We start from the raw sequence: 21663 nt of genomic DNA, 5'->3' as shown, positions 1-21663 counted from the left end.
CCCTCGCACTTTTGCGGTTCCTGAGAGACGGGTAAGGTTAGGTTAGCCTCACCGATCATCGGGATGGCGCGACCTGGGAATCCTGTCGGGAGGTGGACCGCGTGTACGTCTGCAGTTGCTTCGGTGTCACCGAGGCGCAGGTGAAGAAGCACGCGGAGGACGGTGCCTGCACCCCCCGCCAGATAGCGTCGGCGTGCAAGGCGGGCACGGACTGTGGTTCGTGCGTCCGCCGGATTCAGGCCCTGCTGGGCCGGGGCGCGTGCCCGCGGCGTGAGCTCGCGGACGAGGGCAAGCCGGTGCTCTCCGAGGTCCGGGTGTCCGCGTCTCTGGACGCGGCCGCTTAGGGGCTGTTCAGCTGTCCGGCTGCTCGATCTGCTGCGCGATGTAGAGCGCCTCGCCGAGCTTCTCGATCAGCTCCAGCTGGGTGTCCAGATAGTCGATGTGGTGCTCCTCGTCCTCGAGGATCGACTCGAAGATGTTCGCGGACGTGATGTCGCCCTTCGTGCGCATCACCTCGATCCCCCGCTTGAGGCGGTCGATTGCCTCGACCTCCACCTGCCGGTCGGCCTGGAACATCTCGGTGACCGTCTGGCCGACCCGTACGTGGAACAGCCGCTGGTAGTTCGGCAGGCCGTCCAGCATGAGGATGCGCTCGGTGAGCTTGTCCGCGTGCTTCATCTCATCGATGGATTCTTCACGCGTGTACTTGGCGAGCTTCGTCCAGCCCTTGTTGTCCTGGATGCGGTAGTGCAACCAGTACTGGTTGATCGCCGTCAGCTCGCCGGTGAGCTGTTCGTTCAGAAACTCGAGGACCTCGGGGTCGCCCTGCATCGCAGAGGCTCCTTCCAAGCGGGGGACTGGGCAGGTTGCGCCGCATCCTTGCACCGGCACACAAGACCGTCCAGTAAGTGCACGCTTAGTATGACTTGCCCGAATCCGACCAGGGCTGGTCATGTGCACTGTCCCGGGTCTGTCAGGATGGAGTCATGGGTCAGCCGGTGGAGCGTGAATCTGGAGAAGCGGCGCAGTCGGAGCTTCCGCCGGGGCAGCGACTTCAGCGAGGCTGGCCGGTCACGCACTACGGGCCCGTACCCAAGTTCCGCCCCGAACGCTGGGAGTTCAGGGTCTTCGGCGCCACCGCCGACGGCGAGAAGCACTGCTGGACCCACGAGGAGTTCACGGCCCTGCCGTACGCCTCCGTCGTGGCCGATCTGCACTGCGTCACGAAGTTCAGCATGCTCGGGGCTGAATGGGGTGGCATCCCCGCCCGTACGATCCTGGAGATCGCCCCGCCCGCGCCCGCCGTCACCCATGTCATGGTCTGGGCCGAGTACGGCTTCAGCTCCAACCTTCGCCTGTCGGACTTCGCCTCCGACCGCACCATCTTCGCCACGCACAAGGACGGCGAACTGCTGACGGCGGAACACGGCTTTCCGCTCCGCCTCATCGTCCCGCACCTCTATGCCTGGAAGGGTCCCAAGTGGGTCCGCGGCGTCGAGTACATGACGGCCGACCGCCGCGGCTTCTGGGAGGAGCGCGGCTATCACAACATCGGCGACCCCTGGCGCGAGCAGCGCTACTCCTACCAGGAGGAGCTCGGGGACGGCCCCGAGCTCTGACTCCTGCTACGGCTGCCGATCAGTGGTGGTACTGGTGCACCACCGCGTGTCCCTTGCCGCGGCCGATCATCCACTTGTTGACGGGCGTCGTGACCACGAAGGCGACGGCCAGTGAGACGGCCAGCGCGCCCCAGAACAACAGGTCGGCCAACTGTGCGTCCATCGCGTCCGGCCACAGGGCGATCACGCCGTTGTCGATCAGCTCCATCACCGCGATGGACAGGGTGTCCGCGGCGAGCGCGACCCGGAACGCCGTCCTGAAGTCGACGCCGGCCTTGAGTACTCCGCGCAGCGTGAGGGAGTAGCCGAAGACGAAGGCGAGGATGATCGCCAGGATCATCGTCGGCACGTTGCCCCAGCCGAACGCGGTGCCGATCACCATGCCCAGCACCTCGCCGATGGCGCAGCCGGTGAGGCAGTGCAGGGTGGCCTGGGCCGCCATGGACCAGGTGACCATGCCGCCCATGTCGTGGGTGTGTGCGTGTTCCTCGTGATGCGTGTGCGTGTCGTGCTCGTGCTGCGCGTGCGTGTCGTGCTGCATGAGGGCCCCCAACGCCGGATAGCGGTTCCTGTCTCGTACTGGACAGGAACCGTATACCCCCTAGGGGTATTCCTCAACGGCGTCAGCCGTCGCGAAGTTTCTTCAGACGCTCGACATCCGCCGCGTGCCCCTCCTTGCCGCCGGGCGTCTCGATGATCAGCGGTACGCCCTCGGTGGCGGGGTGGGTCATCAGGGCACGGAACGGGTCCTCGCCGATGTGGCCGGAGCCGATGTTCTCGTGGCGGTCCTTATGGGCGCCGACCACATCCTTGGAATCATTGGCGTGGATCAGCTTGAGCCGGCCCGCGCCGACCGTGTCCACCAGCAGGTCGAGGGTCTGGTGCATCCCGCTCGGCCCGGTCAGGTCGTGGCCGGCCGCGAAGATGTGGCACGTGTCGAGACAGACGCCCAGCTTGGGGTGGGCGTCGAGCGCCTCGAAGTACGGCCCGAAGTCCCAGGTCCGGGAACAGAGGGAGGCGCCTTGGCCGGCCGTCGACTCCAGCAGGAGGTACGGGTCGTCGTCATGGGTCAGCTCGTCCAGCAGCGGCAGCATGTACTCACGCACCTGCTTGAGGGCGACGGACCGCTCCCGGCCGCCGGTTGCGCTCCCGGTGTGCACGACCACGCCCAGAGCGCCTATCTCCCGCCCGCGCCGCAGCGAGTGCCGCAGCGACTCCACCGACTTCTCGACCGTCGCCGCGGTGTGCGAGCCGAAGTTGATCAGATAGGGGGCGTGGACGTACGCGGGGATCGACTCGGCGGCGCAGGCCGCGCGGAACTCCTCGTCCTGCTTCGGGTTTCCGGCGGGCGTCGCCCAGCCTCGCGGGTTGGCGACGAAGACCTGGACGGTCTCGGCCCGCAGATCGCGGGCGTAGGAGAGGCCGACGGAGTTGAGGCCGCCGGCCACCGGGACATGGCCGCCGACGGGGTTGCGGGACAGCTGACTCATCACGTTGACAGGGTCCCACGCCGGAGACAGCAGACTTTTCGACCCCTCCGCCCCTACCCGGGGGCTCCGCGCCGGAGGGGCTGATGCTCAGCCCGTCCGGCGTTGGAGGACGAGGCCGTTCAGGTCGAAGCGGGGGTCCGGGGGAGGCAGCCCCCAGGTACGGGACGGGTAGGGGCGGAGGGGGCGACAAACCACCGGCGCGCCACCGGGGTCAGCGGATCTCGATGGTGATCGTCGACCCCTTGGGCGCCGTCTCGCCACCCTCCACCGACTGGCTCTTGACGTGGTCCCCGAAGAGCCCGAGCAGGCCGCGGTCCTCGTTGACCTTGAACCCGGCGTCCTCCAGCGCCTTCTTCGCGTCGTCCACGCTGTCGCCCACGACGTCCGGGACCTCGACCATCTGGGGGCCCTTGGAGATCGTCAGCGTCACCGTGTCGCCGGAGGCGACCTCGCGACCCGCCGCCGGCGACTGCTCGGCGATCTGGCCCTTGTCGAATTCCGAATTGACCCGCTCCGAGGAGATCTTCACCTTCAGACCCGAGTCCTCGAGCTCCGCCGTGGCGTCCTCCACCGACGCGCCGGTGACCTCGGGCACCTCCACCGGGCTGCCCTTGCTGACGACGAGCGCGATGGCCGAACCCGCGTGGCGCTTGGTCCCCGCTTCCGGGTCCGTGCTGATCACAAAGCCCTTGGTTACGTCCTCGCTGAACTCCCGGGTGACCATGCCCGCGGCGAGGCCGTCGCCCTTCAGCACATCCTTCGCCTTGAACAGGGCGAAGCCCTTCAGGTCGGGCACCTTCACCGTCTCCGGGCCGTCGGAGATGGTCAGTGTCACCGAGTCGTTGTCACGGATCCGCGCGCCGATCTCGGGGTCGGTGCTGATGACGGTGCCGCGCTTCACGGTGTCGCTGTACTGGTGCTTGACCTGTCCGACCTCGAGCCCGGCCTGCGTCAGCCGGTCCATGGCCTCGGCCTGGGTCTTCGCGAGGATCGGCGGGACCTTGGTGAACTGGCCGGAGTTGATGTACCAGACACCGGCACCGAGACCCAGCGCCAGCACGATGGCGGCGACGATCGCCAGCATCGTGCGCCGGGGGCGCGTCGCACGCCGGGACGGAGCGGGCGGGCCGGACTCGAACCGACTGGTCTCCTCGAACCGGCTGGTCCGGTTGAAGGCGGCGCCCTCGTCGTCCTCGTTCACGGGCAGCGGTCGCGGCACGGACAGCGAGCGCGGGATCACACTCGTACGGTCCTCGGCGTTGTCGTGGCCCATGGCGAGGGCCCCCGGCGGGACGGCGTCGAGCTGCTCGGCGGTGAGGTCGGCGCGCGCCTCCAGCACCAGGCCGAGCAGCGCCACCGCGTCGTGCGGGCGCACCTCGGGATTGCGGGCGGTCGCCGTGGTGACCAGCTCGTCGAGCTCGTAGGCCAGCCCCGGCACGGCGGCCGACGGCGGCGGCACGTCCGCGTGCAGGTGCTGGTAGAGCACCTGGGCGGGGGAGTCCCCGGAGTGCGGCTTGTCGCCGGTGAGCATTTCGTAGAGGACGACGCCGCACGCGTAGACGTCGACGCGGGTGTCGGCGGTGCCGTGCTCGATCTGCTCGGGGGCGAGATACGAGACGGTGCCGAGGACGGCCCCCGTCGTGTTCGTCACGGTGTCCACGGCCCGTACGAGACCGAAGTCCGCCACCTTGACCCGGCCGTCGTCCCCTATGAGGACGTTCTCCGGCTTCATGTCGCGGTGCACGAACCCGGCGCGGTGCGCGGCGCCGAGGGCGGCGAGCACCGGCTCCAGGATGTCGAGCGCGGCCCGCGGCTGCAGGGCGCCCCGGTCGCGCAGTACGTCGCGCAGGGTGCACCCGGCGATGTACTCCATGGCCAGATAGACGTACGACCCGTCCGCCCCCTGGTCGAAGACCTGCACCACATTGGGGTGCGCGAGCCGGGCCACCGACTTGGCCTCGCGGATGAAACGCTCGACGAACGAGCCGTCGGCGGCCAGCGTCGGGTGCATCACCTTGAGCGCGAGGACGCGGTCGAGGCGGGTGTCCAGGGCCCTGTAGACCGTGGCCATCCCGCCGACCGCGATCCGTGCGTCAACGCGATAGCGGCCGTCGAGCACCTGCCCGACAAGCGGGTCCTGAAGGGTCGTATCCACGCAGGTGAGTGTACGAGCCGCCACTGTCACACCGCCCCGTTCGGCCGATACCGGAGCGCGACTGCAGCCGACCTGTGACGCATCCCGCACCCGCCGACGGCGGGACTCGCTCACGAGTGCCCCGCACTTGTGGACGGGCCGGAAACGTGTGGTGCGCGGGTGGGAGGAAAATGGCGGTGCCGGGGACTAAAAAGCGGGCCGCTCGGGATCCAAGCGTGCCAAGCCCGCCGCAGGAGACGACGCCTCGGCGAAGTGCCGCCGAGGAATCCGCCCCGCACGGTGGGCGAGCCGCCCCGCGTCCACCGCGTGCTTCATGGCCTCCGCCATCAGGACAGGCTCCTGTGCCCGCGTCACCGCTGAGGCAAGCATCACACCCGCACACCCCAGCTCCATCGCGAGCGCCGCATCGGACGCCGTACCGGCCCCCGCGTCCAGAATCACCGGCACGCGCGCGTGCTCCACGATCAACTGGAAGTTGTGCGGGTTCCGGATCCCCAGGCCGGACCCGATGGGCGAGCCCAGCGGCATGATCGCGGCGCAGCCGACGTCCTCCAGCTTGCGCGCCATGACGGGATCGTCGTTCGTGTACGGCAACACGGTGAACCCGTCGTCGACGAGCGTCTCCGCGGCGTCGAGCAGCTCGACCGGGTCGGGCAGCAGCGTGCGCTCGTCGGCGATGACCTCCAGCTTGACCAGGTCCGTGCCCAGGGCTTCACGCGCGAGACGGGCGGTCAGCACGGCCTCGCCCGCGGTGAAACAGCCGGCCGTGTTCGGCAGCACACGGATGCCGAGCTTGTCGAGCACGGACAGGACCGAGCCGTGCACGGACGCGTTCACGCGCCGCATCGCGACCGTCGTCAGCTCCGTACCGGACGCCACCAGGGCGCGCTCCAGCACATCGAGGCTGGGCGCACCGCCCGTACCCATGATCAGCCGGGACGAGAAGGACGTACCACCGAGGACAAAGGGATCGTCGGCCATGGGTCAGCCTCCTTGGACGGCGGTGAGGACCTCTACGCGGTCTCCCTCGGAGAGGGCGGTGGACGACCACTGCGCGCGCGGGACGACGGTTTCGTTGAGCGCGGCGGCCACGCCGGACGGGGCGGCGGTGAGGGCCGCGACGAGCGTGTCGAGAGCGGTCCCCGCGGTGATCCGCTGCCGCTCTCCGTTGACGAAGATGTTCATGCGGGCTGCTCCGTGAGGGCGGCGGCGCCGAAGCGCCGCGGAGTGAAGGGGCGGGCCACGTCGGGGAGTTCACCGGTGGTCAGCACGTGCGCCATCGCGTCACCGGTGACGGGCGTCAGCAGGACGCCGTTGCGGTAGTGCCCGGTGGCCAGCAGGAGGCCGTCCAGCTCGGTCGGTCCGAGGAGCGGCGCGTTGTCGGGGGAGCCGGGGCGCAGCCCCGCCCGCGTCTCCGTGAGCGGCAGCTCGGTGATCCCGGGCACCAGTTCATGGGCGTCGCGCAGCAGCTCGTACACGCCGCCCGCCGTCACCGTCGTGTCCCAGCCCAGCTCCTCGCTGGTCGCGCCCACGACGAGCTCGCCGTTCTCGCGCGGCACCAGATAGACCTGGCTTCCGCGCACGACGGCGCGGACGGTACGGCTCAGGAAGGGCGCGTACCGATTCGGCACGGTCAGCCGCAGCACCTGCCCCTTCACCGGCCGCACGGGCGGCAGTACGGCGTCGGGAACGCCGGCCAGACGACCGCTGAGGCTGCCCCCGGCGAGCACCACCTGGCCGGCGGCCCGCTCGGTGCCGTCCGTGGTGACGACTCCGGCGGCCCGGTCCGCTACGACGCTCAGCCGCTCCGCCCAGGTCCGGTGGAACACCACCCCGGCCCGCTCGCACGCCGTGACCAGGGCCTTGGCGAGCCGGCGCGGATCGATCTGATGGTCGCCGTCGACCCGCAGTCCGCCGCGTACGCCGGGTGCGAGCATCGGCTCCAGACGGCGGCACTCCCTCCCGCTCAGCCACTCCGAGTCCAGCCCCGACTGCCGTTGCAGGGAGTGGAGTTCACGCAGATGCGCGCGGTCGTCGGCGTCCAGCGCGACGGCGAGCGTGCCGCACTGGCGGTAGCCGAGTTCCTGGCCCGTCGCCTCGGTGAGTTCGGCGGCGAAGTCCGGATAGCGGCGCGCGGAGGCGAGGTTGAGGCCCAGCAGAGTCTGCTCGCCGTAGTGCAGTTCGGTGACGGCGGCGAGCATTCCGGCCGCGACCTGGGCCGCTCCGCCGCCCGGTTCGGGATCCACGAGGGCCGTCGTGAACCCGCGTTGCGCGGCCCGCCAGGCCGTCACCAGCCCGATGATTCCGCCCCCGATGACGAGGACGTCTGACGTACGTGTAGGCGACATGGGCGTCCAGCCCCTCCCTTCGCCGGCATGACCCGGATCAGGTTCGTACGGTCGGAGGCCGTCCCAGCCTCCCTCTCAGCCCGGTGCGTCCGGGCTCCCGCGAGTGCTTTACGTTGGCCACCCTAGCCCGCCGCCACCTGTCTCAGTAAGGGAGCCTCCGTCCATGCCCCGCTCGCTCGACGGCCTCGTCCTCGCCCCGGTCGCCGACCAGGCGCCAGGTCAGGTGGGTACCCGCACCCGGTTCACGTACCACGAGAAGGACGGCGAGATCTGGGCCGAGTACGCGGGCGGCGATGTCATACGCGGGCATCTCGTGGGCACTCGTGAGAGGGACCGCCTCGACTTCCGGTATGTGCAGCTGAAGCGCGACGGCAGCACCTCGTCGGGGCACTGTGTGTCCCGCGTGGTCGAGCTGCCCGACGGGCGCGTACGCCTGGAGGAGACCTGGGAATGGGAGTCGCAGACGGGCAGCGGGACGAGCGTGGTGGAGGAAGTGGACGAGTGAGCATCGGAGGACGTGGACGTGCGCTGTGCAACAGGTCACTGAGCACGTCCCCTGACTGACAAATTGTCAGTTGTCTATGGTGATCAGATGAGCGAGCAGACGCAGGCGCAGTCGCAGGGGCGTACGGCGCGGCGAGTCGTCGTCGTGGGCGCGGGCATGGCCGGTGTCCAGACCGCGGTCGCCCTGCGCGAACAGGGCTTCACCGGCAGTGTGACGCTGATCGGCGCGGAGCCCCATCAGCCGTACGACCGGCCGCCGCTGTCCAAGGCCGTGCTGCTCGGCAAGGCCGAGGGCTCCGCCTTCGACGTCGACTTCGAGGCACTGGGCATCGAACTGCAGCTCGGGCGCGAGGCGCTCGGCCTGCGCCCCGGGGACCATGAGCTGGACACCGCCACCGGGCCTGAGCCGTACGACGTCCTGGTCATCGCGACCGGCGCGGAACCGATTCAGCTGCCGGGCGCGGAGGGCGTGCCCGGGGTCCATCTGCTGCGCACCCTGGACGACGCCGAGCGGCTGCGTCCCGTCCTCGCCCAGCAGCACGACATCGTGGTCGTCGGGGCCGGCTGGATCGGCGCCGAGTTCGCCACGGCGGCGCGCGAGGCGGGGTGCGCGGTGACGGTCGTCGAGGCCGCCGACCGGCCGCTCGCCGGCGCGCTGCCCGCCGAGGTGGCCGCGCCGATGGCGGCCTGGTACGCGGACAGTGGGGCGTCGCTGCGTACGCACGCGCGCGTGGAGCGCATCGAGCCCGGCGCGGTGGTGCTGGACGACGGTTCGCGGGTGCCCGCCGGCGCCGTGGTCGTCGGGATCGGCGCACGCCCCGCGACCGCCTGGCTGGCCGGCTCCGGCATCGCGCTCGGCGCCCACCGCGAGGTGGTGGCCGACGACCACCTGCGCACCTCCGTACCGGACGTCTACGCGGTCGGCGACTGCGCCTCCTTCCCTTCGGGAAGGTATGAGGACCGCCTCCTGGTCCACCACTGGGACAACGCCCTCCAGGGCCCGCGCACGGTCGCCGCGAACATCATCGGCGAGGCCCCCGCCGCGTACGACCCGGTCCCGTACTTCTGGTCCGAGCAGTTCGGCCGTTTCGTCCAGTACGTCGGCCACCACGCCCCCGCCGACACGACCCTCTGGCGAGGCGACCCCTCCGGCGCCGCCTGGACGGTGTGCTGGCTCCGCGACACCCGCCTGGTCGCCCTCCTGGCGGTGGGCCGACCGAGGGATCTGGCCCAGGGGCGCCGACTCATCGAGGCGGGCACCCCGATGAACCCGGAACTTCTGGCGGACCCGTCGAAACCGCTGAAGGCGGCGACGATGGCGTAGCCGACACTTCTCCGCCGCCGGAGGAAGCACCCGATTCGGCGGAGCCGGAGATCGTTACGGCGAGACGGCTCGACGGCGCGGTGCCCCGACCGCGGATTCGGGCTGCCGCCAGCGGTGCCGAGCGGCCGAAACCCACCCGATCGCAGGAGCGCCGGACCCCGGCCAGGGCGGGACTCGGGTACCGAGTGTCAGTCCGGGATGGCAGGCTTGTCCCCGTGACCGAGATTGACGCAAAGATCGATGCTCTCGTCCCCGCCTGGCTCACCCTCCCCGACATCGCCGAACAGCTCGGCGTCGAGGTGACCCGCGTCCGGCAGCTGGTCAAGGAGGGCCAGCTGATCGCCGTACGCCGTGGTGAGAACCGCGCGCTGCACGTCCCCGCCGCCTTCATCGACGGGGACAAGGTCGTCAAGGGCCTGTCCGGCACCCTGACGCTCCTGCGGGACGACGGCTTCACCGACGAAGAGATGCTCGAGTGGCTCTTCACCCCCGACCCGACCCTGCCCGGCACCCCCGCGCAGGCTCTGAGCGAGAATCGCGGCACGGAGGTGAAGCGCCGCGCCCAGGCGCTCGCCGTCTGACCTGACAACCGTCCGGCGTACGGACCACGGCGGGCACCGGGCCCGAAGGCCACCGGATCACTGTGGTCCGTACGCGCCGAAAGGCCACCGGCCCACCGTGGGCCGTATGCGCCGAATGGCCACCGGATCACCGTGCTCCGTACGCACCGACAACGGGGGATACACGCATGCCCGAGAACGCCGCCGCCACCGCACGCGCCCAGCTCGCCGACGCCCGCGTCTACCTGTGCACGGACGCCCGCAAGCGCCAGGGCGACCTCGCCGAGTTCCTGGACGCCGTCCTGGAGGGCGGGGTCGACATCGTGCAGCTGCGCGACAAGGGCATGGAGGCGGCCGAGGAGCTGGAGCACCTCCAGGTCTTCGCGGACGCCTGCGCACGCCACGGCAGGCTCCTCGCGGTCAACGACCGGGCGGACGTCGCCCACGCGATCGGCGCCGACGTACTGCATCTGGGCCAGGGTGACCTCCCGGTCCCCGCGGCCCGCGCCATCCTCGCCGACGACGTCCTGATCGGCCGCTCCACCCACGCCGAGTCCGAGGCCGCGGCCGCCGCCGTCCAGGAGGGTGTGGACTACTTCTGCACCGGCCCCTGCTGGCCCACTCCCACCAAGCCGGGCCGCCACGCACCAGGGCTCGACCTGGTCCGTTACACGGCCTCGCTGGGCACCGACCGTCCCTGGTTCGCCATCGGCGGTATCGACCTCGGCAACCTGGACGAGGTGCTGGAGGCGGGCGCCCGGCGTGTCGTCGTCGTGCGGGCGATCACCGAGGCCGACGACCCGGGCGCGGCGGCGGCAGAGTTCGCGAAGAGACTTCGTCACGCATAGTCATCCGGTGACCGTGCGGAGCAGCCGTCCCGCTCCGCCGTCCGACAATTGTCCGAGGGGTGGACAAGAAGTCGACAAATCGGACAAATCTCATCGGTTCGGTTGGGGGACCGGCGCCCCCTGGCTAACCTGCGGGTATGGCCCTCGGATCTGCTTCCACCAGGACTGATCGCGCACGCACCGTGCGCGACATGCTCGCGACCGGCAAGAAGACGTACTCGTTCGAGTTCTCCGCGCCGAAGACCCCCAAGGGCGAGCGGAACCTGTGGAACGCCCTCCGCCGGGTCGAGGCCGTCGCTCCCGACTTCGTCTCCGTGACCTATGGAGCCGGCGGCTCCACGCGCGCGGGCACGGTCAAGGAGACCCAGCAGATCGTCGTCGACACGACGCTCACCCCGGTCGCCCACCTGACCGCGGTCAACCACTCCATCGCCGAGCTGCGCAACATCATCGGCCAGTACGCGGACGCCGGTATCCGCAACATGCTCGCGGTCCGCGGCGACCCGCCCGGCGACCCCATGGGCGAGTGGGTCCCGCACCCGCGAGGCCTGACCTACGCGGCCGAACTCGTCCGACTCATCAAGGAGTCGGGCGACTTCTGCGTAGGCGTCGCGGCCTTCCCGGAGATGCACCCGCGGTCCACCGAATGGGACCTGGACGTCGAGCACTTCGTCGACAAGTGCCGCGCAGGCGCCGACTACGCAATCACGCAGATGTTCTTCCACCCGGAGTCGTATCTGCGCCTGCGCGACCGCGTCGCGTCGGCCGGCTGCGAGACCCCGGTCATCCCCGAGGTCATGCCGGTGACGAGCGTGAAGATGCTGGAGCGGCTCCCGAAGCTCAGCAACGCTTCGTTCCCGGACGCCCTGAAAGAGCGGATCCTCACAGCCAAAGACGATCCGGCGGCTGTACGCTCCATTGGCATTGAGTTCGCGACGGAGTTCTGCGCGAGGCTGCTGGCCGAGGGAATCCCCGGGTTGCACTTCATTACGTTGAACAACTCCACGGCGACGCTGGAAATCTACGAGAATCTGGGTCTGCACCACCCACAGCGGGCCTAGACCGGTCGCACCCGCGTACGACAGACTGCGTAGCGGCCACTGGGAGAGGGGCGTACATGGGCTGGACGGTCCTCTACATCGCGTTCGGCATTGTCGCGCTGTGGCTGCTCGGCGAGGTGCTGCTGCAGTACAAGGCGCGGCTGCGCTACCGGTTGCTCGCCTTCGTCGGCTTCCTCGGCGTGGTCCTGGGTGTGCTGATGCCCTCCGTGGTGGTCATCGGCCTCGGCGCGGCCGCCTTCGCGGTCGGCCAGACGTACGTCACCCTGTCGTTCCGCCGTGGCTTCGCCCAGGGTTGGGCCATCAACGGCCCCTCCGCGCCCGGCAAGCCCAGCAAGCGCCGTCGCGGCGAGCCGGAGTACCAGGACCCGACGCTGGAGGTCTCCGACCTCGAAGCGACCGACGGCGCTGCCTATCGGCAGGACGACGAGTACGCCGGAGAGGACGACGTCTTCTCACCCGCGCCGTCCGACCGGTTCACGCCGCAGGGATCCGGCGAGCCCGCGGCCGCCGAGACCACCGCCGTGTACGAGCCGCAGCCGCTGCCCGACGACACCGGCTCGTACGGCATCTACAGCGACACCGGATACGCGACGACCGGCGACCAGTCCTACGCCGGCGCCGCCCAGTCCCAGGACCAGCAGGCCTACGCGACGGCCGGGCAGGCTCAGGACCAGCAGGCCTACGCGTACGACGGCTACTCCGGCTACGACCAGCAGCAGTACGCCTACGACAACGGCCAGCAGCAGTACGCCCCCTACTCCGACCCGTACATCGGCACGCAGACGTACACCGGTGCCTCGTACGACACCACGTACGGCGGCGACCAGCAGCAGTACATGCAGCAGCAGGGCTACGGCCAGGACCAGTACGCCACCGGTACCTACGGCGGCGAGACCCCGTCCGGCGGTGTCTGGGTGCCGCAGCAGCGCACCGACGAATACGGTGGCGAACTCCCGCCCGAGCAGCCGTATCCGTACCAGGGGAACGGCAATGGCACGGGGTACGACGAGCAGCAGTACCGGTACTGAGGCCTGCCGCCCCAACCGCTGAGACTACCGGCCCCCAGGCGACCGCCGTTGTGTCAGCGCACCTGCGTGCTCGCGCGGTGCACCGCCGTGGTCACGCTCACTGTGAGCCCCGGAACTCCGGTCCCTCCACGATCAGTCCGGCCACCAGCGCGCCCGACATGCCCGCGTGCGGGAGTCCGCCGCCGGGGTGCGCCCAGCCGCCTGCCGCGAACAGCCCCGGAATCCGGGTGCCGTTCGACGGGTGCAGCAGACGGCCGTCCGCCGCGGCGAGCGCGGGGGCGGGGACCGCGCCGCCGTCCACGCCGGTCGCCTCCGCGATGTCGGCCGGGGTGCGGACCTCGTGCCACAGCAGGCGGTCTCGGAGGCCGGGTATGGCGCGCTCGGCGACGCCGAGGACCCGCTCCACCTCCGACCCGGACACCGGAAGGCCCGAGGGTACGGTGACGGTCAGCGTGACCGCTTCGTGTTCGGTGTCCGGTACCAGCGCGGGGTCGTCGGGGCGCGACACCATGACGGTGGGCGCGGCCGGGAGCCCCGGGTGCTCACCGAAGAGCCGGCCCAACTCCTCCTCGCGGTCGGCCGTGTGGACCACCGTCCGATGCGCCACCCCCTCGGGCCGCCCTCCGCGCAGGGCCAGCAGCAGGGTCAGCCGGCTCGGCGCCCCGCGCTGCGGCGAGACCTCGTCGGCCCCGCGTATCGGCGTCCCCGGGACGAGGCTGTCCAGCACGCCGGGCGCCACGCCCGCAATCACGAAGTCGGCGTCCTCGACCGTGCCTCCTCCAGAGCTGAATGCCTGGGAGGTGCCCTCAGCGAGTTCCACGCCCGCCGCCCGGCCGTTCTTCTCGACGATCCGCTCGACCGGGGCATCGAAGCGGAACTCGACTCCGCGGGCGAGGCACCGCTCGTACACCGCGTGTGCCAACTCCCGTATGCCGCCACGCACATACCAGGTGCCGAAGGCGTGCTCCATGTAGGGCAGCACGGCCGCGCTCGCCGGGGCGACACGCGGATCGAGCCCGTACGCGAGGGCCTGGCTCTCCAGGAGGGCCGTGAGGCGAGGGTCGCGCAGCTCCCAGGCGCCGATCTCGGCGAGGGTGGTGGCCCGGCGGGTGCGCAGCAGCTTCTTGTGCGGCACCGAGGGGTAGGGCTCGCGTTCGGCGAGCACCGACCAGTTGGGCCACAGCGGCTCCTCCAGGAGCGGCCGGCGGGTGCGGTCCCACGCCTCGCGGGCCCGCACCAGGAAGTCGCCCCACCGCTTGCCGGCGCCCGCCCCGAGGGCTTCGTCCAGCGCGGTGACGACCCCGGCGCGCGAGGCGTTCGGCAGGGACACCTGCGTGCCGTCGGCGAAGAGATGCCGCGACGAGGGGTCCACCTGGACCAGCTCGACGCACTCCTCCAGCGGCTGCTTGCCGGTCTTGACGAACAGGTCGCGGTAGACCGCGGGCAGTGGCAGCAGCCCCGGGCCCGTGTCGAAGGCGAAGCCGTCGCGCTCGAAGCGGCGCACCGCACCGCCGTACGTCGCCGCGCGCTCGTACACCACCACCCGGTGGCCCGCGACGGCCAGCCGGGCGGCGGTCGCCATCGCGCCCATCCCGGCGCCGATCACCGCAATTCGTGCCATGCCAGGGACTTTATCGGCCGCCACTGACAGTCCCGTCCGCGGAGGTCAGTCAGGTGGTACGCCCGTCCGCGCGGCCAGCCGTCTCTCCTCCCGGCGCTGCGCCCGGCGGCGCAGGAACCGCTTGATCCGCGAGACGAGGAAGAAGAGCACCACAAGGCCGGCGAGCAGCAGGACGCCCGCGATGATCGCCGCGGCCTCGGGATGGAACATCGCGAAGGTGAGGATCCCGGCGACGCCCAGATCTTCGGCGGTGCTCATGATGAGGTTGCTGAACGGCTCGGGCGATGTGTTGATCGCCATCCGCGTCCCGGCCTTGACGGTGTGGCTCGCGAGCGCCGTCGAACCGCCGATCGCGCCCGCCGTCAGATCCGAGAGCGAACCGCTCTGCCCGGCGAGCAGCGCCCCGACCCAGGCGCCCGCCACCGGCCGGATCACGGTGTGCACCGAGTCCCACACCGAGTCGACGTACGGGATCTTGTCGGCGACCGCCTCGCAGACGAAGAGAACGCCTGCTGTGACGAGGATCTCAGGGCGCTGAAGGGACTCCGGGACGTCGTCGCTCAGACCGGTCGCGCCGAAGACGCCGAGGAGCAACACCACCGCGTACGCGTTGATGCCGCTGGCCCAGCCGCTGGTGAAGACCAGGGGGAGTACGGACACGGACGCGATCGTAACCAGTCGACAACGGTGGGTCCTGGGCATGAGTGCGCAGGACTGAGTATCCGTACCTAGTGAGTGAGATGAGTACGCGCGCGGATGGGGCCCGACCTGCGCGAACGAGAGAGTGGAGGCACGGAAGAGGGCGCGGCTCCGGTACCGCCGACACGGGGCGGCGGAACGGATCTCGCGCCCTTGGCCGCTCCTTCCGCCGACACGGTCGGCGGGAGCGAGGCACGGGGGAACCCGGGGGACGACCGAACGGGGGCCCAACGGGGGAGGCACGGGGGAGTACGGCGAAGCGCCGGTTCGAGGTGGCCCGCGGGGGACGCGGCCACATCGGACCGGCGCTTTCGTACGCGCTCCGCGTCCCGGTTCAGCGGTTGCCGCTGACGCGCCCCTGAAGCAGCCGGGACAGCGCCGCGTGGACGTCGTCCAGGGAGCGCTCCGGCTGGAAGGCCTGCCAGTCCAGGGCGGCCACCAGGACCATGCCGACCAGCGCGGACGCGGTCAGCGGGATGTCGATCTCGTCGCTGAGCTCGCCGTTCGCCACACCGTCGCGCAGCACGCCCTCGACGACCGCGACCGCCTCCTGCCGGACCACCATCAGCGTGGACTGCCAGGTCCGGTTGGTGCGCCACAGTTCGGCCACGTACAGCTGGGTGAAGGCCGGGTAGCGGTCGATGAAGACGAGCCCGGCCCGGATCATCGCGTCCAGCGCGTCGACCTTGCTGCCGCCGTTGCGCGCGGTGTTCTCGCCCGCCTCCCGGAGGGAGGCGGTGAGGAGTCCCACGCCATGCCGCAGCAGCTCTTCGAAGAGGACCGATTTGCTCGCGAAGTTGTAGTAGACCGTGCCCTTCGCGACCCCGGCGCGCTCGGCGATCTCGTCCACCGTGGTGGCGGAGAAGCCCTGTTCGGCAATCAGGGTGACGGCCGCCTCGTAGAGCTTCTGCCGGGTCGCCTCGCGACGGCCGCCGCCGCTCGCCGTGGTGCTGCTGCTTTCCATGGCCCCGATTGTCACAGGAGCGGCTGCGTGAGCGGTCACAGGCTCAGCTCCGGGTGCAGCCGGTCGAGGGTCCACACCTGCTTGCGGCGCGCCGACAGGGCGGTGAGCGCGAGGGCGCCCGCCGTGAAGCCCACCAGGACGGCGCACGCCTGCCATACCGGCCCCAGGCCGCCGCCCGTGATGAGCCTCCTGAGGGCCCCGACGACGTAACTCATCGGCAAGAAGGGGTGGATCGCGTTGAAGAAGCCCGGACTGGTCTGGACGGGGTACGTGCCGCCCGCCGACGTCAGCTGGAGCATCAGGAGGGCCAGCACGAGGATCCGGCCCGCCGCTCCGAAGCGTGCGTTCAGCCACTGCACGATCGCCGCGAAGCACGCCGTCACCAGGAAGAGGAAGCCCACCGTCCCGGCCGCCCGGGCCATCTCCAGGCCGATCGCCCAGTGGAGCACGGACATCAGAGCCGCCGTCTGCAGAACGCCCACGGCGGCCACCGGCAGCCAGCCCGCCAGCGCGATGCGCCACGCCGAGGCACCCGCCGCGAGCGCGCGCCGGTTGAGCGGCTGGATCAGCATGTACGCCACCATCGCGCCCACCCACAGGGACAGCGGGATGAAGTACGGGGCGAAGCCGGTGCCGTAGTTCGGCGCCTTGTGCAGGTCCCTGGAGGCGAGCTGTACGGGGTCGGCCATGACCTGGGTGCGCTGGTTGCGGTCCTGCTTGTCGTAGTCGGGGATCTGATCGGCGCCGTCGTGCAGTCCGCCGGCGAGCTTCCCGGAGCCGCCGACGAGCCTGTACATGCCCCCGTCGAGGTCGCTCGCGCCCGTCTTCAGCCTGCCGACGCCCGTGTCGAGGTCCGCCGCGCCGGTCTTGGCCGTGCCGAGCCCGGTGTGCAGCTTCTTGGTCCCCTTGGCGACCTTCTCGGCACCCTCGTTCAGCTTGTTGATCTTGGAGACGGCGTCGTCGAGGTCCTCGGAGAGGTGCGGTGAGCGGTCGGCGAGAGCCTGGGCCTGTTTCTGAAGCGTGGCCAGGTTCTTGTCGAGCTTGTCGAGATCGCCGTCCTGGTCGTCGATCAGCGTGTTCACGTCGTCGGCGACCTCAGCGACGTCCGCGGCCGCCTCCTTGGCCTTCTTCAGGTCGGGGCACGCGGCGTCGGGGAGCGGCAGGGTCTCGCAGCGCGCCTTGTAGACGGCGTTCAGCGCGGTGGAAGCCGTGTGGGCGCTCTTGGCCGCGGCCGGGGCCGTCTCCACCAGGGTGTCGAGGTTGTGGCGGATCCCCGCGGCGGAGTCGGCGACGAGCTGGGCCGTGTCGCCGATCGACTTCTGGTTGTCCTTCAGGAAGGGGCCCACCTTGTCCGCGACCCCGTTGACCTTGTCGGCCAGCGACTGCGTACCGTCCGCGACCTGTCGCGAACCGTCCTCCAGGTCACCCGCGCCCTTGTTGAGTTTCTTCAGGCCCCCGGAAAGCTTTCCGCTGCCCTTCTTGGCCTCTTGCAGGCCGTCCGCGAGATCCTTGGAGCCCTTCTTCGCCTTGCCGATCCCGCCCTTGAGCGTGTCGGCGCCCTTGGCGGCCTTCTCGGTCGCCCCGTGGATGTCCGAGAACGAGATGAAGATCTTGTCGAGGAACGACCGCGAGGTCTTGGTGGAGGCGGCCGTGCGCACCTCGCTGAACACCGTCCGGGAGATCTGCCCGACGATGTAGTTGTTCGCGTCGTTCGTACGCACCTGGAGCGCGCCGGTCTCCGGCGTGTCCCCGGAGCTGGAGGCGATCCGCTCGCTGAAGTCGCCCGGCATGGTCAGCGACAGGTAGTACGTGCCGTCCTCGACGCCCTCGCGGGCCTCGGCCGCGCTCACCTCGTGCCACTCGAAGGTGTCGCTGTCGCGCAGCCCCTTGGTGATGTCGTCGCCCGCCGCGATCTTCCTGCCCGCGACGCTCGCCCCCTTGTCGTCGTTCACGAGCGCCACGGGGATGCGGTCCAGGCGGCCGTACGGGTCCCAGAACGACCACAAGTAGAGGGCGCCGTACAGCAACGGCAGCAACAGGAGCGCGGCCAGCGCGGCACGCGGGAGCTTGCCCCGGCCGAAGCGCCTGAGCTCAAGCGCGGCCAGTTTCGGCGAGCGCATCGGCCGTCTCCTTCTGCTCGTTCTTCTGCCGGTTCTTCTGGGGGGTGACGACGGTGGCACCCTCGGGGGCCTCGCTGCACACCGCCACGACGGTGGTGCCGGACTCGGTGAGCGACCTCAACAGGGCCCAGGCCTCGGCTCGTTCGGCGTCCGAGAGCTTGAGGTCGGTGTCGTCGATGCCGAGCAGACCCGGCCGGCCGATGAGGGCCAGCGCCACGGACAGCCGCAGGGCTTCGAGTCGCTCCAGGTCGCGTACGGCGGTCCGGGAGCCCTTGGGCAGGGCCTCCAGGTCGAGCCTCGCGGCGGCCAGAGCGGTGTCGATCCGCAGCTTTGCCTCGGTCAGTCGCTCGGCGCGGGGTCGCAGCAGCCCCCGCAGCGAGCCTCCGAACCGCCGCTGCAGCAGCGCCCGTTCGCTCAGGTGCTCCCCGACGGTCAGGGCCGGGTCGAGGTCCGTGACGCCGGGTACGTGCGCGAGCGCGCTCGCCCGGCGCACGGTGGCCATCTGCTTCGGCAGTCTCGATCCGCCCACGACGGCCGTCCCCTCGGTCGGCTTCATCCGGCCCGTGAGCGCGAGCAACAGGCACGTACGGCCGGATCCCGAGGGCCCCTCGATCGCGATCAGCGAGCCGGGCTCCGCGTCGACGAAGACTCCGCGGAACGCCCAGCCGCGGGGTCCCTCGAGTCCGAAGTCATCGGCCGTGACGCCCAGTCCGTGTGGACTGTCCACAGCTTCCCCATCCCCTGGAACTACTTTTGAACTGACTGGTCAGTGCAAAAATAACCCCGAACCTACGATCGAAGCAAAAGGCCAGGTCAGAACGGATTGTCAGTGGCATACCTCACGATGGGCACATACGGCCACAGTGCCGTCACACAGACGACAGGAGGTTCGTCATGGCCAGCTCTTCCGCAGCCGCCGCCCACCGGCGCCGCGTCACCGGCCCTGCCCCCTCACTGACCGGCCCGGCGAGCGACGTGCACCCCGTGCTGCGCCGTGCCACGGCCCCGCCCGCCGCCCTCGATCTGCTCGCCCAGGCCCGCGCCGGACTCGACGAGGCTGCGGCCCTCGAAACGCCCAACGAGCGGTATGCGACGGCCCACTTGGCCGCCCTGCGCACCGCCGCCGCCGTCCTCGCCGCGCGAGGCCGCCCGGAGCCCACGGCGCGACGCCGGGCCCGCATCCGGAGCGCCTGGGAAGTGCTCCCCGAAATCGCGCCCGAACTCACCGAGTGGAGCGCCCTGTTCGCCTCCGGAGCCACCCGCCGCGCCCGCGCCGAGGCGGGCATCCAGGGCGCGGCCGGCAGCCGCGATGCCGACGACCTGATACGGGACGTGGCGATGTTCCTGCGCCTCGTCGAGCGGATGCTCGTGCTGCAACCTGTGCTGCCCCAGCCCCGACAGGACGCGGACCAGGAGGTGCCGGACGCGGGCTGACCGGTGCGGAAGCCGTGGACCGACGTGTCGGCGACCGTGCGCCCACCACGCGATCCGCCGTGTGAGACGGAGGATCGGCTACCGCGGTGGAGGCAATAGGGTGGAGGCGCCCGCGGCCTCCCCACCGGGAGGCCCCGAAGATCGCTCCGCCGTGCAAGAGGCGGTGCCGCGCCGAGGAGTCAACTGCCGTGTCGGACCCGATGCGCCCCCGCGCTTCTCTCCGTACCGCCGTGGTCTGGGAGGTCCTCAAGGACGCCCTGGACCGCCGGGTCAAGGCCACGGGGCGGGAGTCCCTCGACGTCCTCGACACCGGGGGCGGCAGCGGCAACTTCGCGGTGCCGGTGGCCCGCCTCGGCCACCGCGTCACGGTCGTCGACCCCAGCCCGAACGCGCTGTTCGCGCTGGAGCGCCGGGCCGCCGAGGCCGGCGTCGCCGACCGCGTACAGGGCGTCCAGGGCGATGCGCACGGGCTCTTCGACGTGGTCGGGCGCGGTGGCTACGACGCCGTGCTGTGCCACGGCGTCCTGGAGTACGTGGACGACCCGGCCGAGGGCGTGCGCAACGTGGTGGACGCGCTGCGCCCCGAGGGCGTGCTCAGCCTCCTCGCCGCGGGCCTGGGCGGAGCCGTGCTGGCCCGCGCCCTGGCCGGGCACTTCAAGGAGGCCAGGCAGGCGCTGGATGACCCGGACGGACGCTGGGGCGAGGGTGATCCCGTACCCCACCGCTTCACGGCCGAACAGCTCACCGCCCTGGTCGAGGGCGCCGGCCTTCGCGTCGCCGCCGTGCACGGCGTCCGGGTCTTCGCCGACCTGGTTCCGGGGGTCCTCGTGGACACCGAACCGGGGGCTCTGGAAGCGCTGCTGAAGCTGGAGGCGGCGGCGGCCGAGCTCGCCGCGTTCCACTCCGTGGCGACGCAGCTCCATGTGCTCGGTGAGGCGCGGGGGGCTGCCGAGGGCTGAGCCGCCTCCTGTGGTGCGCCGCTGATCAGGGGCTCGGCGGCAGATGGAGTACGCCACAGACCCCCCGATCGGGTGCCCGGCGCCGTATGATCGAGGGAGACCGTCCGGCATGACGGACCGTTCGCTGGGGAATGCACGCCTCAGTGGATCGGGGTGCCATGGCGGGTTCCGGTTGGCGAATTGGCGTAGAGGGGCGGGTTTCACGGGGGCGATTCCCTGCCTATCCTGAAGGGGACCCCCGGTCGCCCCGGCGACTGCACGATGAGGAGGACTCCGTGCCGCTCTCGGAGCACGAGCAGCGAATGCTCGAGCAGATGGAGCGAGCGCTGTACGCCGAAGATCCCAAGTTCGCGACAGCGCTTGAGGGAAGCGGGCTGCGTACGTACACCCGGCGACGGGTATACCAGGCGGTCGCGGGCTTCCTGGTGGGTATCGCGCTCCTCATGGCCGGAATGGTCGCAGTTCAGATCTGGCTGAGCGTGGTGGGCTTCCTCGTCATGCTGGGCTGTGCGGTGCTTGCCGTCACCGGTTGGCGCAAGGCTCCCAAGCCGGGTGAGCAGCCGGCCGCGTCCGGCACACCCGCCGCTCGCCGCCAGGGCCGACAGCGCCGCTCCCTGATGGACCGCATCGAACAACGCTGGCAGCGTCGCCGCGACGAACAGGGCCACTAGCCCTCCGAGCGCCGCAGCCGAAGACATCCGTACGAGGGGGTGTCCACCCGAACCGGGTGGACACCCCCTCGCGCATGCCCTGAAGCCCCGGCGCCGTCGCGGGCATGCGTGCCGCCTTCGCAGCCATCCCCGCTGTGGGCATGGGTGGCACCGGGGGCACCCATCCCAAAGAGAGCGGCAGCCAGCAATCGCCGGTAAGCGAACCCGCCCCGAGTTCAGCCCCGGTGCCCGGGAACCTGGGTTGCAACGGCACCCGGT

Annotated in this window: 23 protein-coding genes and 1 riboswitch; of the genes, 11 read left to right on the top strand and 12 right to left on the bottom strand. The window is 70.7% G+C overall.

The window, feature by feature from the left end; genetic code table 11:
• Nucleotides 1–101: 101 nt before the first annotated feature.
• Complete coding sequence (locus ACZ4RZ_RS10175) at nt 102–344, top strand: (2Fe-2S)-binding protein (protein ID WP_467743518.1); 243 nt, start codon at nt 102–104, stop codon at nt 342–344.
• A gap of 7 nt (nt 345–351) precedes the next feature.
• Here ACZ4RZ_RS10175 and bfr read toward each other — a convergent pair whose 3' ends face one another.
• Nucleotides 352–831: a bacterioferritin gene (bfr, locus tag ACZ4RZ_RS10170; protein ID WP_369246013.1), complete on the bottom strand. Its 480-nt coding sequence runs from the start codon at nt 829–831 to the stop codon at nt 352–354.
• Between the two features lie 155 nt (nt 832–986).
• Between bfr and ACZ4RZ_RS10165 the strand changes: the two genes are divergently transcribed.
• Nucleotides 987–1619: a sulfite oxidase-like oxidoreductase gene (locus ACZ4RZ_RS10165; RefSeq protein ID WP_467743517.1), complete on the top strand. Its 633-nt coding sequence runs from the start codon at nt 987–989 to the stop codon at nt 1617–1619.
• A 19-nt stretch (nt 1620–1638) separates the two neighbouring features.
• Here ACZ4RZ_RS10165 and ACZ4RZ_RS10160 read toward each other — a convergent pair whose 3' ends face one another.
• The 6 genes from ACZ4RZ_RS10160 to thiO form a co-directional block, all read right to left on the bottom strand.
• Nucleotides 1639–2160 carry a DUF4396 domain-containing protein gene (locus tag ACZ4RZ_RS10160; RefSeq protein WP_467743516.1) on the bottom strand — a complete coding sequence of 174 codons (522 nt, stop codon included), beginning with the start codon at nt 2158–2160 and terminating at the stop codon, nt 1639–1641.
• Nucleotides 2161–2242: 82 nt separating this feature from the next.
• Nucleotides 2243–3109, bottom strand: coding sequence for a deoxyribonuclease IV (locus ACZ4RZ_RS10155; protein ID WP_467743515.1), 867 nt, complete (start codon nt 3107–3109; stop codon nt 2243–2245).
• Between the two features lie 211 nt (nt 3110–3320).
• Nucleotides 3321–5264: a Stk1 family PASTA domain-containing Ser/Thr kinase gene (pknB, locus tag ACZ4RZ_RS10150; RefSeq protein WP_467743514.1), complete on the bottom strand. Its 1944-nt coding sequence runs from the start codon at nt 5262–5264 to the stop codon at nt 3321–3323.
• A 186-nt stretch (nt 5265–5450) separates the two neighbouring features.
• Nucleotides 5451–6245, bottom strand: coding sequence for a thiazole synthase (locus tag ACZ4RZ_RS10145; protein ID WP_467743513.1), 795 nt, complete (start codon nt 6243–6245; stop codon nt 5451–5453).
• Between the two features lie 3 nt (nt 6246–6248).
• Nucleotides 6249–6449, bottom strand: a complete 201-nt coding sequence (gene thiS / locus ACZ4RZ_RS10140) for a sulfur carrier protein ThiS (RefSeq protein ID WP_467743512.1) — start codon at nt 6447–6449, stop codon at nt 6249–6251.
• Nucleotides 6446–7612 (bottom strand): glycine oxidase ThiO, encoded by a 1167-nt coding sequence (gene thiO, locus ACZ4RZ_RS10135; protein WP_467743511.1) that lies wholly within the window; start codon nt 7610–7612, stop codon nt 6446–6448. The genes thiS and thiO overlap by 4 nt, the downstream gene beginning before the upstream one ends.
• Nucleotides 7610–7723: riboswitch (TPP riboswitch) on the bottom strand. Its footprint overlaps the gene before it by 3 nt.
• Before the next feature lie 52 nt (nt 7724–7775).
• Here thiO and ACZ4RZ_RS10130 point away from each other — a divergent pair.
• The 6 genes from ACZ4RZ_RS10130 (at nt 7776) to ACZ4RZ_RS10105 (ending at nt 12937) form a co-directional block, all read left to right on the top strand.
• On the top strand, nt 7776–8117 hold the full coding sequence (locus ACZ4RZ_RS10130; RefSeq protein ID WP_467743510.1) for an avidin-fold protein: 342 nt from the start codon (nt 7776–7778) through the stop codon (nt 8115–8117).
• A gap of 87 nt (nt 8118–8204) precedes the next feature.
• Entirely contained in the window at nt 8205–9440 is a 1236-nt protein-coding gene (locus tag ACZ4RZ_RS10125) for an NAD(P)/FAD-dependent oxidoreductase (protein WP_467743509.1), read from the top strand.
• Nucleotides 9441–9655: 215 nt separating this feature from the next.
• Nucleotides 9656–10021 (top strand): Rv2175c family DNA-binding protein, encoded by a 366-nt coding sequence (locus ACZ4RZ_RS10120; protein WP_028803215.1) that lies wholly within the window; start codon nt 9656–9658, stop codon nt 10019–10021.
• Between the two features lie 167 nt (nt 10022–10188).
• Entirely contained in the window at nt 10189–10848 is a 660-nt protein-coding gene (gene thiE, locus ACZ4RZ_RS10115) for a thiamine phosphate synthase (protein ID WP_467743508.1), read from the top strand.
• Nucleotides 10849–10985: 137 nt separating this feature from the next.
• Nucleotides 10986–11909, top strand: a complete 924-nt coding sequence (gene metF, locus ACZ4RZ_RS10110) for a methylenetetrahydrofolate reductase [NAD(P)H] (protein WP_467743507.1) — start codon at nt 10986–10988, stop codon at nt 11907–11909.
• A gap of 56 nt (nt 11910–11965) precedes the next feature.
• Nucleotides 11966–12937, top strand: coding sequence for an SCO2102 family sporulation regulator (locus ACZ4RZ_RS10105; protein ID WP_467743506.1), 972 nt, complete (start codon nt 11966–11968; stop codon nt 12935–12937).
• A 97-nt stretch (nt 12938–13034) separates the two neighbouring features.
• Here the strand turns inward: ACZ4RZ_RS10105 and ACZ4RZ_RS10100 are convergent, their stop codons facing one another.
• The 5 genes from ACZ4RZ_RS10100 to ACZ4RZ_RS10080 form a co-directional block, all read right to left on the bottom strand.
• Nucleotides 13035–14558 carry a phytoene desaturase family protein gene (locus ACZ4RZ_RS10100; protein WP_467743505.1) on the bottom strand — a complete coding sequence of 508 codons (1524 nt, stop codon included), beginning with the start codon at nt 14556–14558 and terminating at the stop codon, nt 13035–13037.
• A 45-nt stretch (nt 14559–14603) separates the two neighbouring features.
• Nucleotides 14604–15218, bottom strand: a complete 615-nt coding sequence (locus ACZ4RZ_RS10095) for a DUF4126 domain-containing protein (protein ID WP_467743504.1) — start codon at nt 15216–15218, stop codon at nt 14604–14606.
• Nucleotides 15219–15591: 373 nt separating this feature from the next.
• Nucleotides 15592–16221 (bottom strand): TetR/AcrR family transcriptional regulator, encoded by a 630-nt coding sequence (locus ACZ4RZ_RS10090; protein ID WP_467743503.1) that lies wholly within the window; start codon nt 16219–16221, stop codon nt 15592–15594.
• Between the two features lie 35 nt (nt 16222–16256).
• Nucleotides 16257–18341 (bottom strand): YhgE/Pip family protein, encoded by a 2085-nt coding sequence (locus ACZ4RZ_RS10085; RefSeq protein WP_467743502.1) that lies wholly within the window; start codon nt 18339–18341, stop codon nt 16257–16259.
• The gene (locus tag ACZ4RZ_RS10080; RefSeq protein ID WP_467743501.1) at nt 18313–19068 is read right to left on the bottom strand and encodes an ATP-binding cassette domain-containing protein; all 756 of its coding nucleotides are present in this window, start codon (nt 19066–19068) and stop codon (nt 18313–18315) included. Before ACZ4RZ_RS10080 ends, ACZ4RZ_RS10085 begins: the two co-directional genes overlap by 29 nt.
• Nucleotides 19069–19235: 167 nt before the next feature.
• Here ACZ4RZ_RS10080 and ACZ4RZ_RS10075 point away from each other — a divergent pair, with 167 nt between their 5' ends.
• The 3 genes from ACZ4RZ_RS10075 to ACZ4RZ_RS10065 all read left to right on the top strand — a co-directional run bounded on the left by ACZ4RZ_RS10075 (nt 19236) and on the right by ACZ4RZ_RS10065 (nt 21405).
• Complete coding sequence (locus ACZ4RZ_RS10075) at nt 19236–19775, top strand: SAV_6107 family HEPN domain-containing protein (RefSeq protein ID WP_467743500.1); 540 nt, start codon at nt 19236–19238, stop codon at nt 19773–19775.
• Nucleotides 19776–19963: 188 nt separating this feature from the next.
• Nucleotides 19964–20734, top strand: coding sequence for a methyltransferase (locus ACZ4RZ_RS10070; protein ID WP_467743499.1), 771 nt, complete (start codon nt 19964–19966; stop codon nt 20732–20734).
• A gap of 275 nt (nt 20735–21009) precedes the next feature.
• Complete coding sequence (locus ACZ4RZ_RS10065) at nt 21010–21405, top strand: DUF3040 domain-containing protein (RefSeq protein ID WP_467743498.1); 396 nt, start codon at nt 21010–21012, stop codon at nt 21403–21405.
• Nucleotides 21406–21663 lie beyond the last annotated feature (258 nt).

The organism is Streptomyces sp. NPDC027189, assembly GCF_055566975.1.
Note: the sequence above shows the minus strand (reverse complement) of the source record. Positions and strands in the feature narration are given on the sequence as shown.

Excerpts from the sequence above, each read along its gene's own strand:
- ACZ4RZ_RS10075 (WP_467743500.1), top strand. The coding sequence starts at position 19,236 with ATGGCCAGCTCTTCCGCAGCCGCCGCCCACCGGCGCCGCGTCACCGGC.
- ACZ4RZ_RS10165 (WP_467743517.1), top strand. The coding sequence starts at position 987 with ATGGGTCAGCCGGTGGAGCGTGAATCTGGAGAAGCGGCGCAGTCGGAG.
- ACZ4RZ_RS10145 (WP_467743513.1), bottom strand. The coding sequence starts at position 6,245 with ATGGCCGACGATCCCTTTGTCCTCGGTGGTACGTCCTTCTCGTCCCGG.
- ACZ4RZ_RS10090 (WP_467743503.1), bottom strand. The coding sequence starts at position 16,221 with ATGGAAAGCAGCAGCACCACGGCGAGCGGCGGCGGCCGTCGCGAGGCG.
- bfr (WP_369246013.1), bottom strand. The coding sequence starts at position 831 with ATGCAGGGCGACCCCGAGGTCCTCGAGTTTCTGAACGAACAGCTCACC.
- ACZ4RZ_RS10105 (WP_467743506.1), top strand. The coding sequence starts at position 11,966 with ATGGGCTGGACGGTCCTCTACATCGCGTTCGGCATTGTCGCGCTGTGG.
- thiS (WP_467743512.1), bottom strand. The coding sequence starts at position 6,449 with ATGAACATCTTCGTCAACGGAGAGCGGCAGCGGATCACCGCGGGGACC.
- thiO (WP_467743511.1), bottom strand. The coding sequence starts at position 7,612 with ATGTCGCCTACACGTACGTCAGACGTCCTCGTCATCGGGGGCGGAATC.
- metF (WP_467743507.1), top strand. The coding sequence starts at position 10,986 with ATGGCCCTCGGATCTGCTTCCACCAGGACTGATCGCGCACGCACCGTG.
- ACZ4RZ_RS10130 (WP_467743510.1), top strand. The coding sequence starts at position 7,776 with ATGCCCCGCTCGCTCGACGGCCTCGTCCTCGCCCCGGTCGCCGACCAG.
- ACZ4RZ_RS10100 (WP_467743505.1), bottom strand. The coding sequence starts at position 14,558 with ATGGCACGAATTGCGGTGATCGGCGCCGGGATGGGCGCGATGGCGACC.
- ACZ4RZ_RS10160 (WP_467743516.1), bottom strand. The coding sequence starts at position 2,160 with ATGCAGCACGACACGCACGCGCAGCACGAGCACGACACGCACACGCAT.
- ACZ4RZ_RS10155 (WP_467743515.1), bottom strand. The coding sequence starts at position 3,109 with ATGAGTCAGCTGTCCCGCAACCCCGTCGGCGGCCATGTCCCGGTGGCC.
- ACZ4RZ_RS10125 (WP_467743509.1), top strand. The coding sequence starts at position 8,205 with ATGAGCGAGCAGACGCAGGCGCAGTCGCAGGGGCGTACGGCGCGGCGA.
- thiE (WP_467743508.1), top strand. The coding sequence starts at position 10,189 with ATGCCCGAGAACGCCGCCGCCACCGCACGCGCCCAGCTCGCCGACGCC.
- ACZ4RZ_RS10085 (WP_467743502.1), bottom strand. The coding sequence starts at position 18,341 with ATGCGCTCGCCGAAACTGGCCGCGCTTGAGCTCAGGCGCTTCGGCCGG.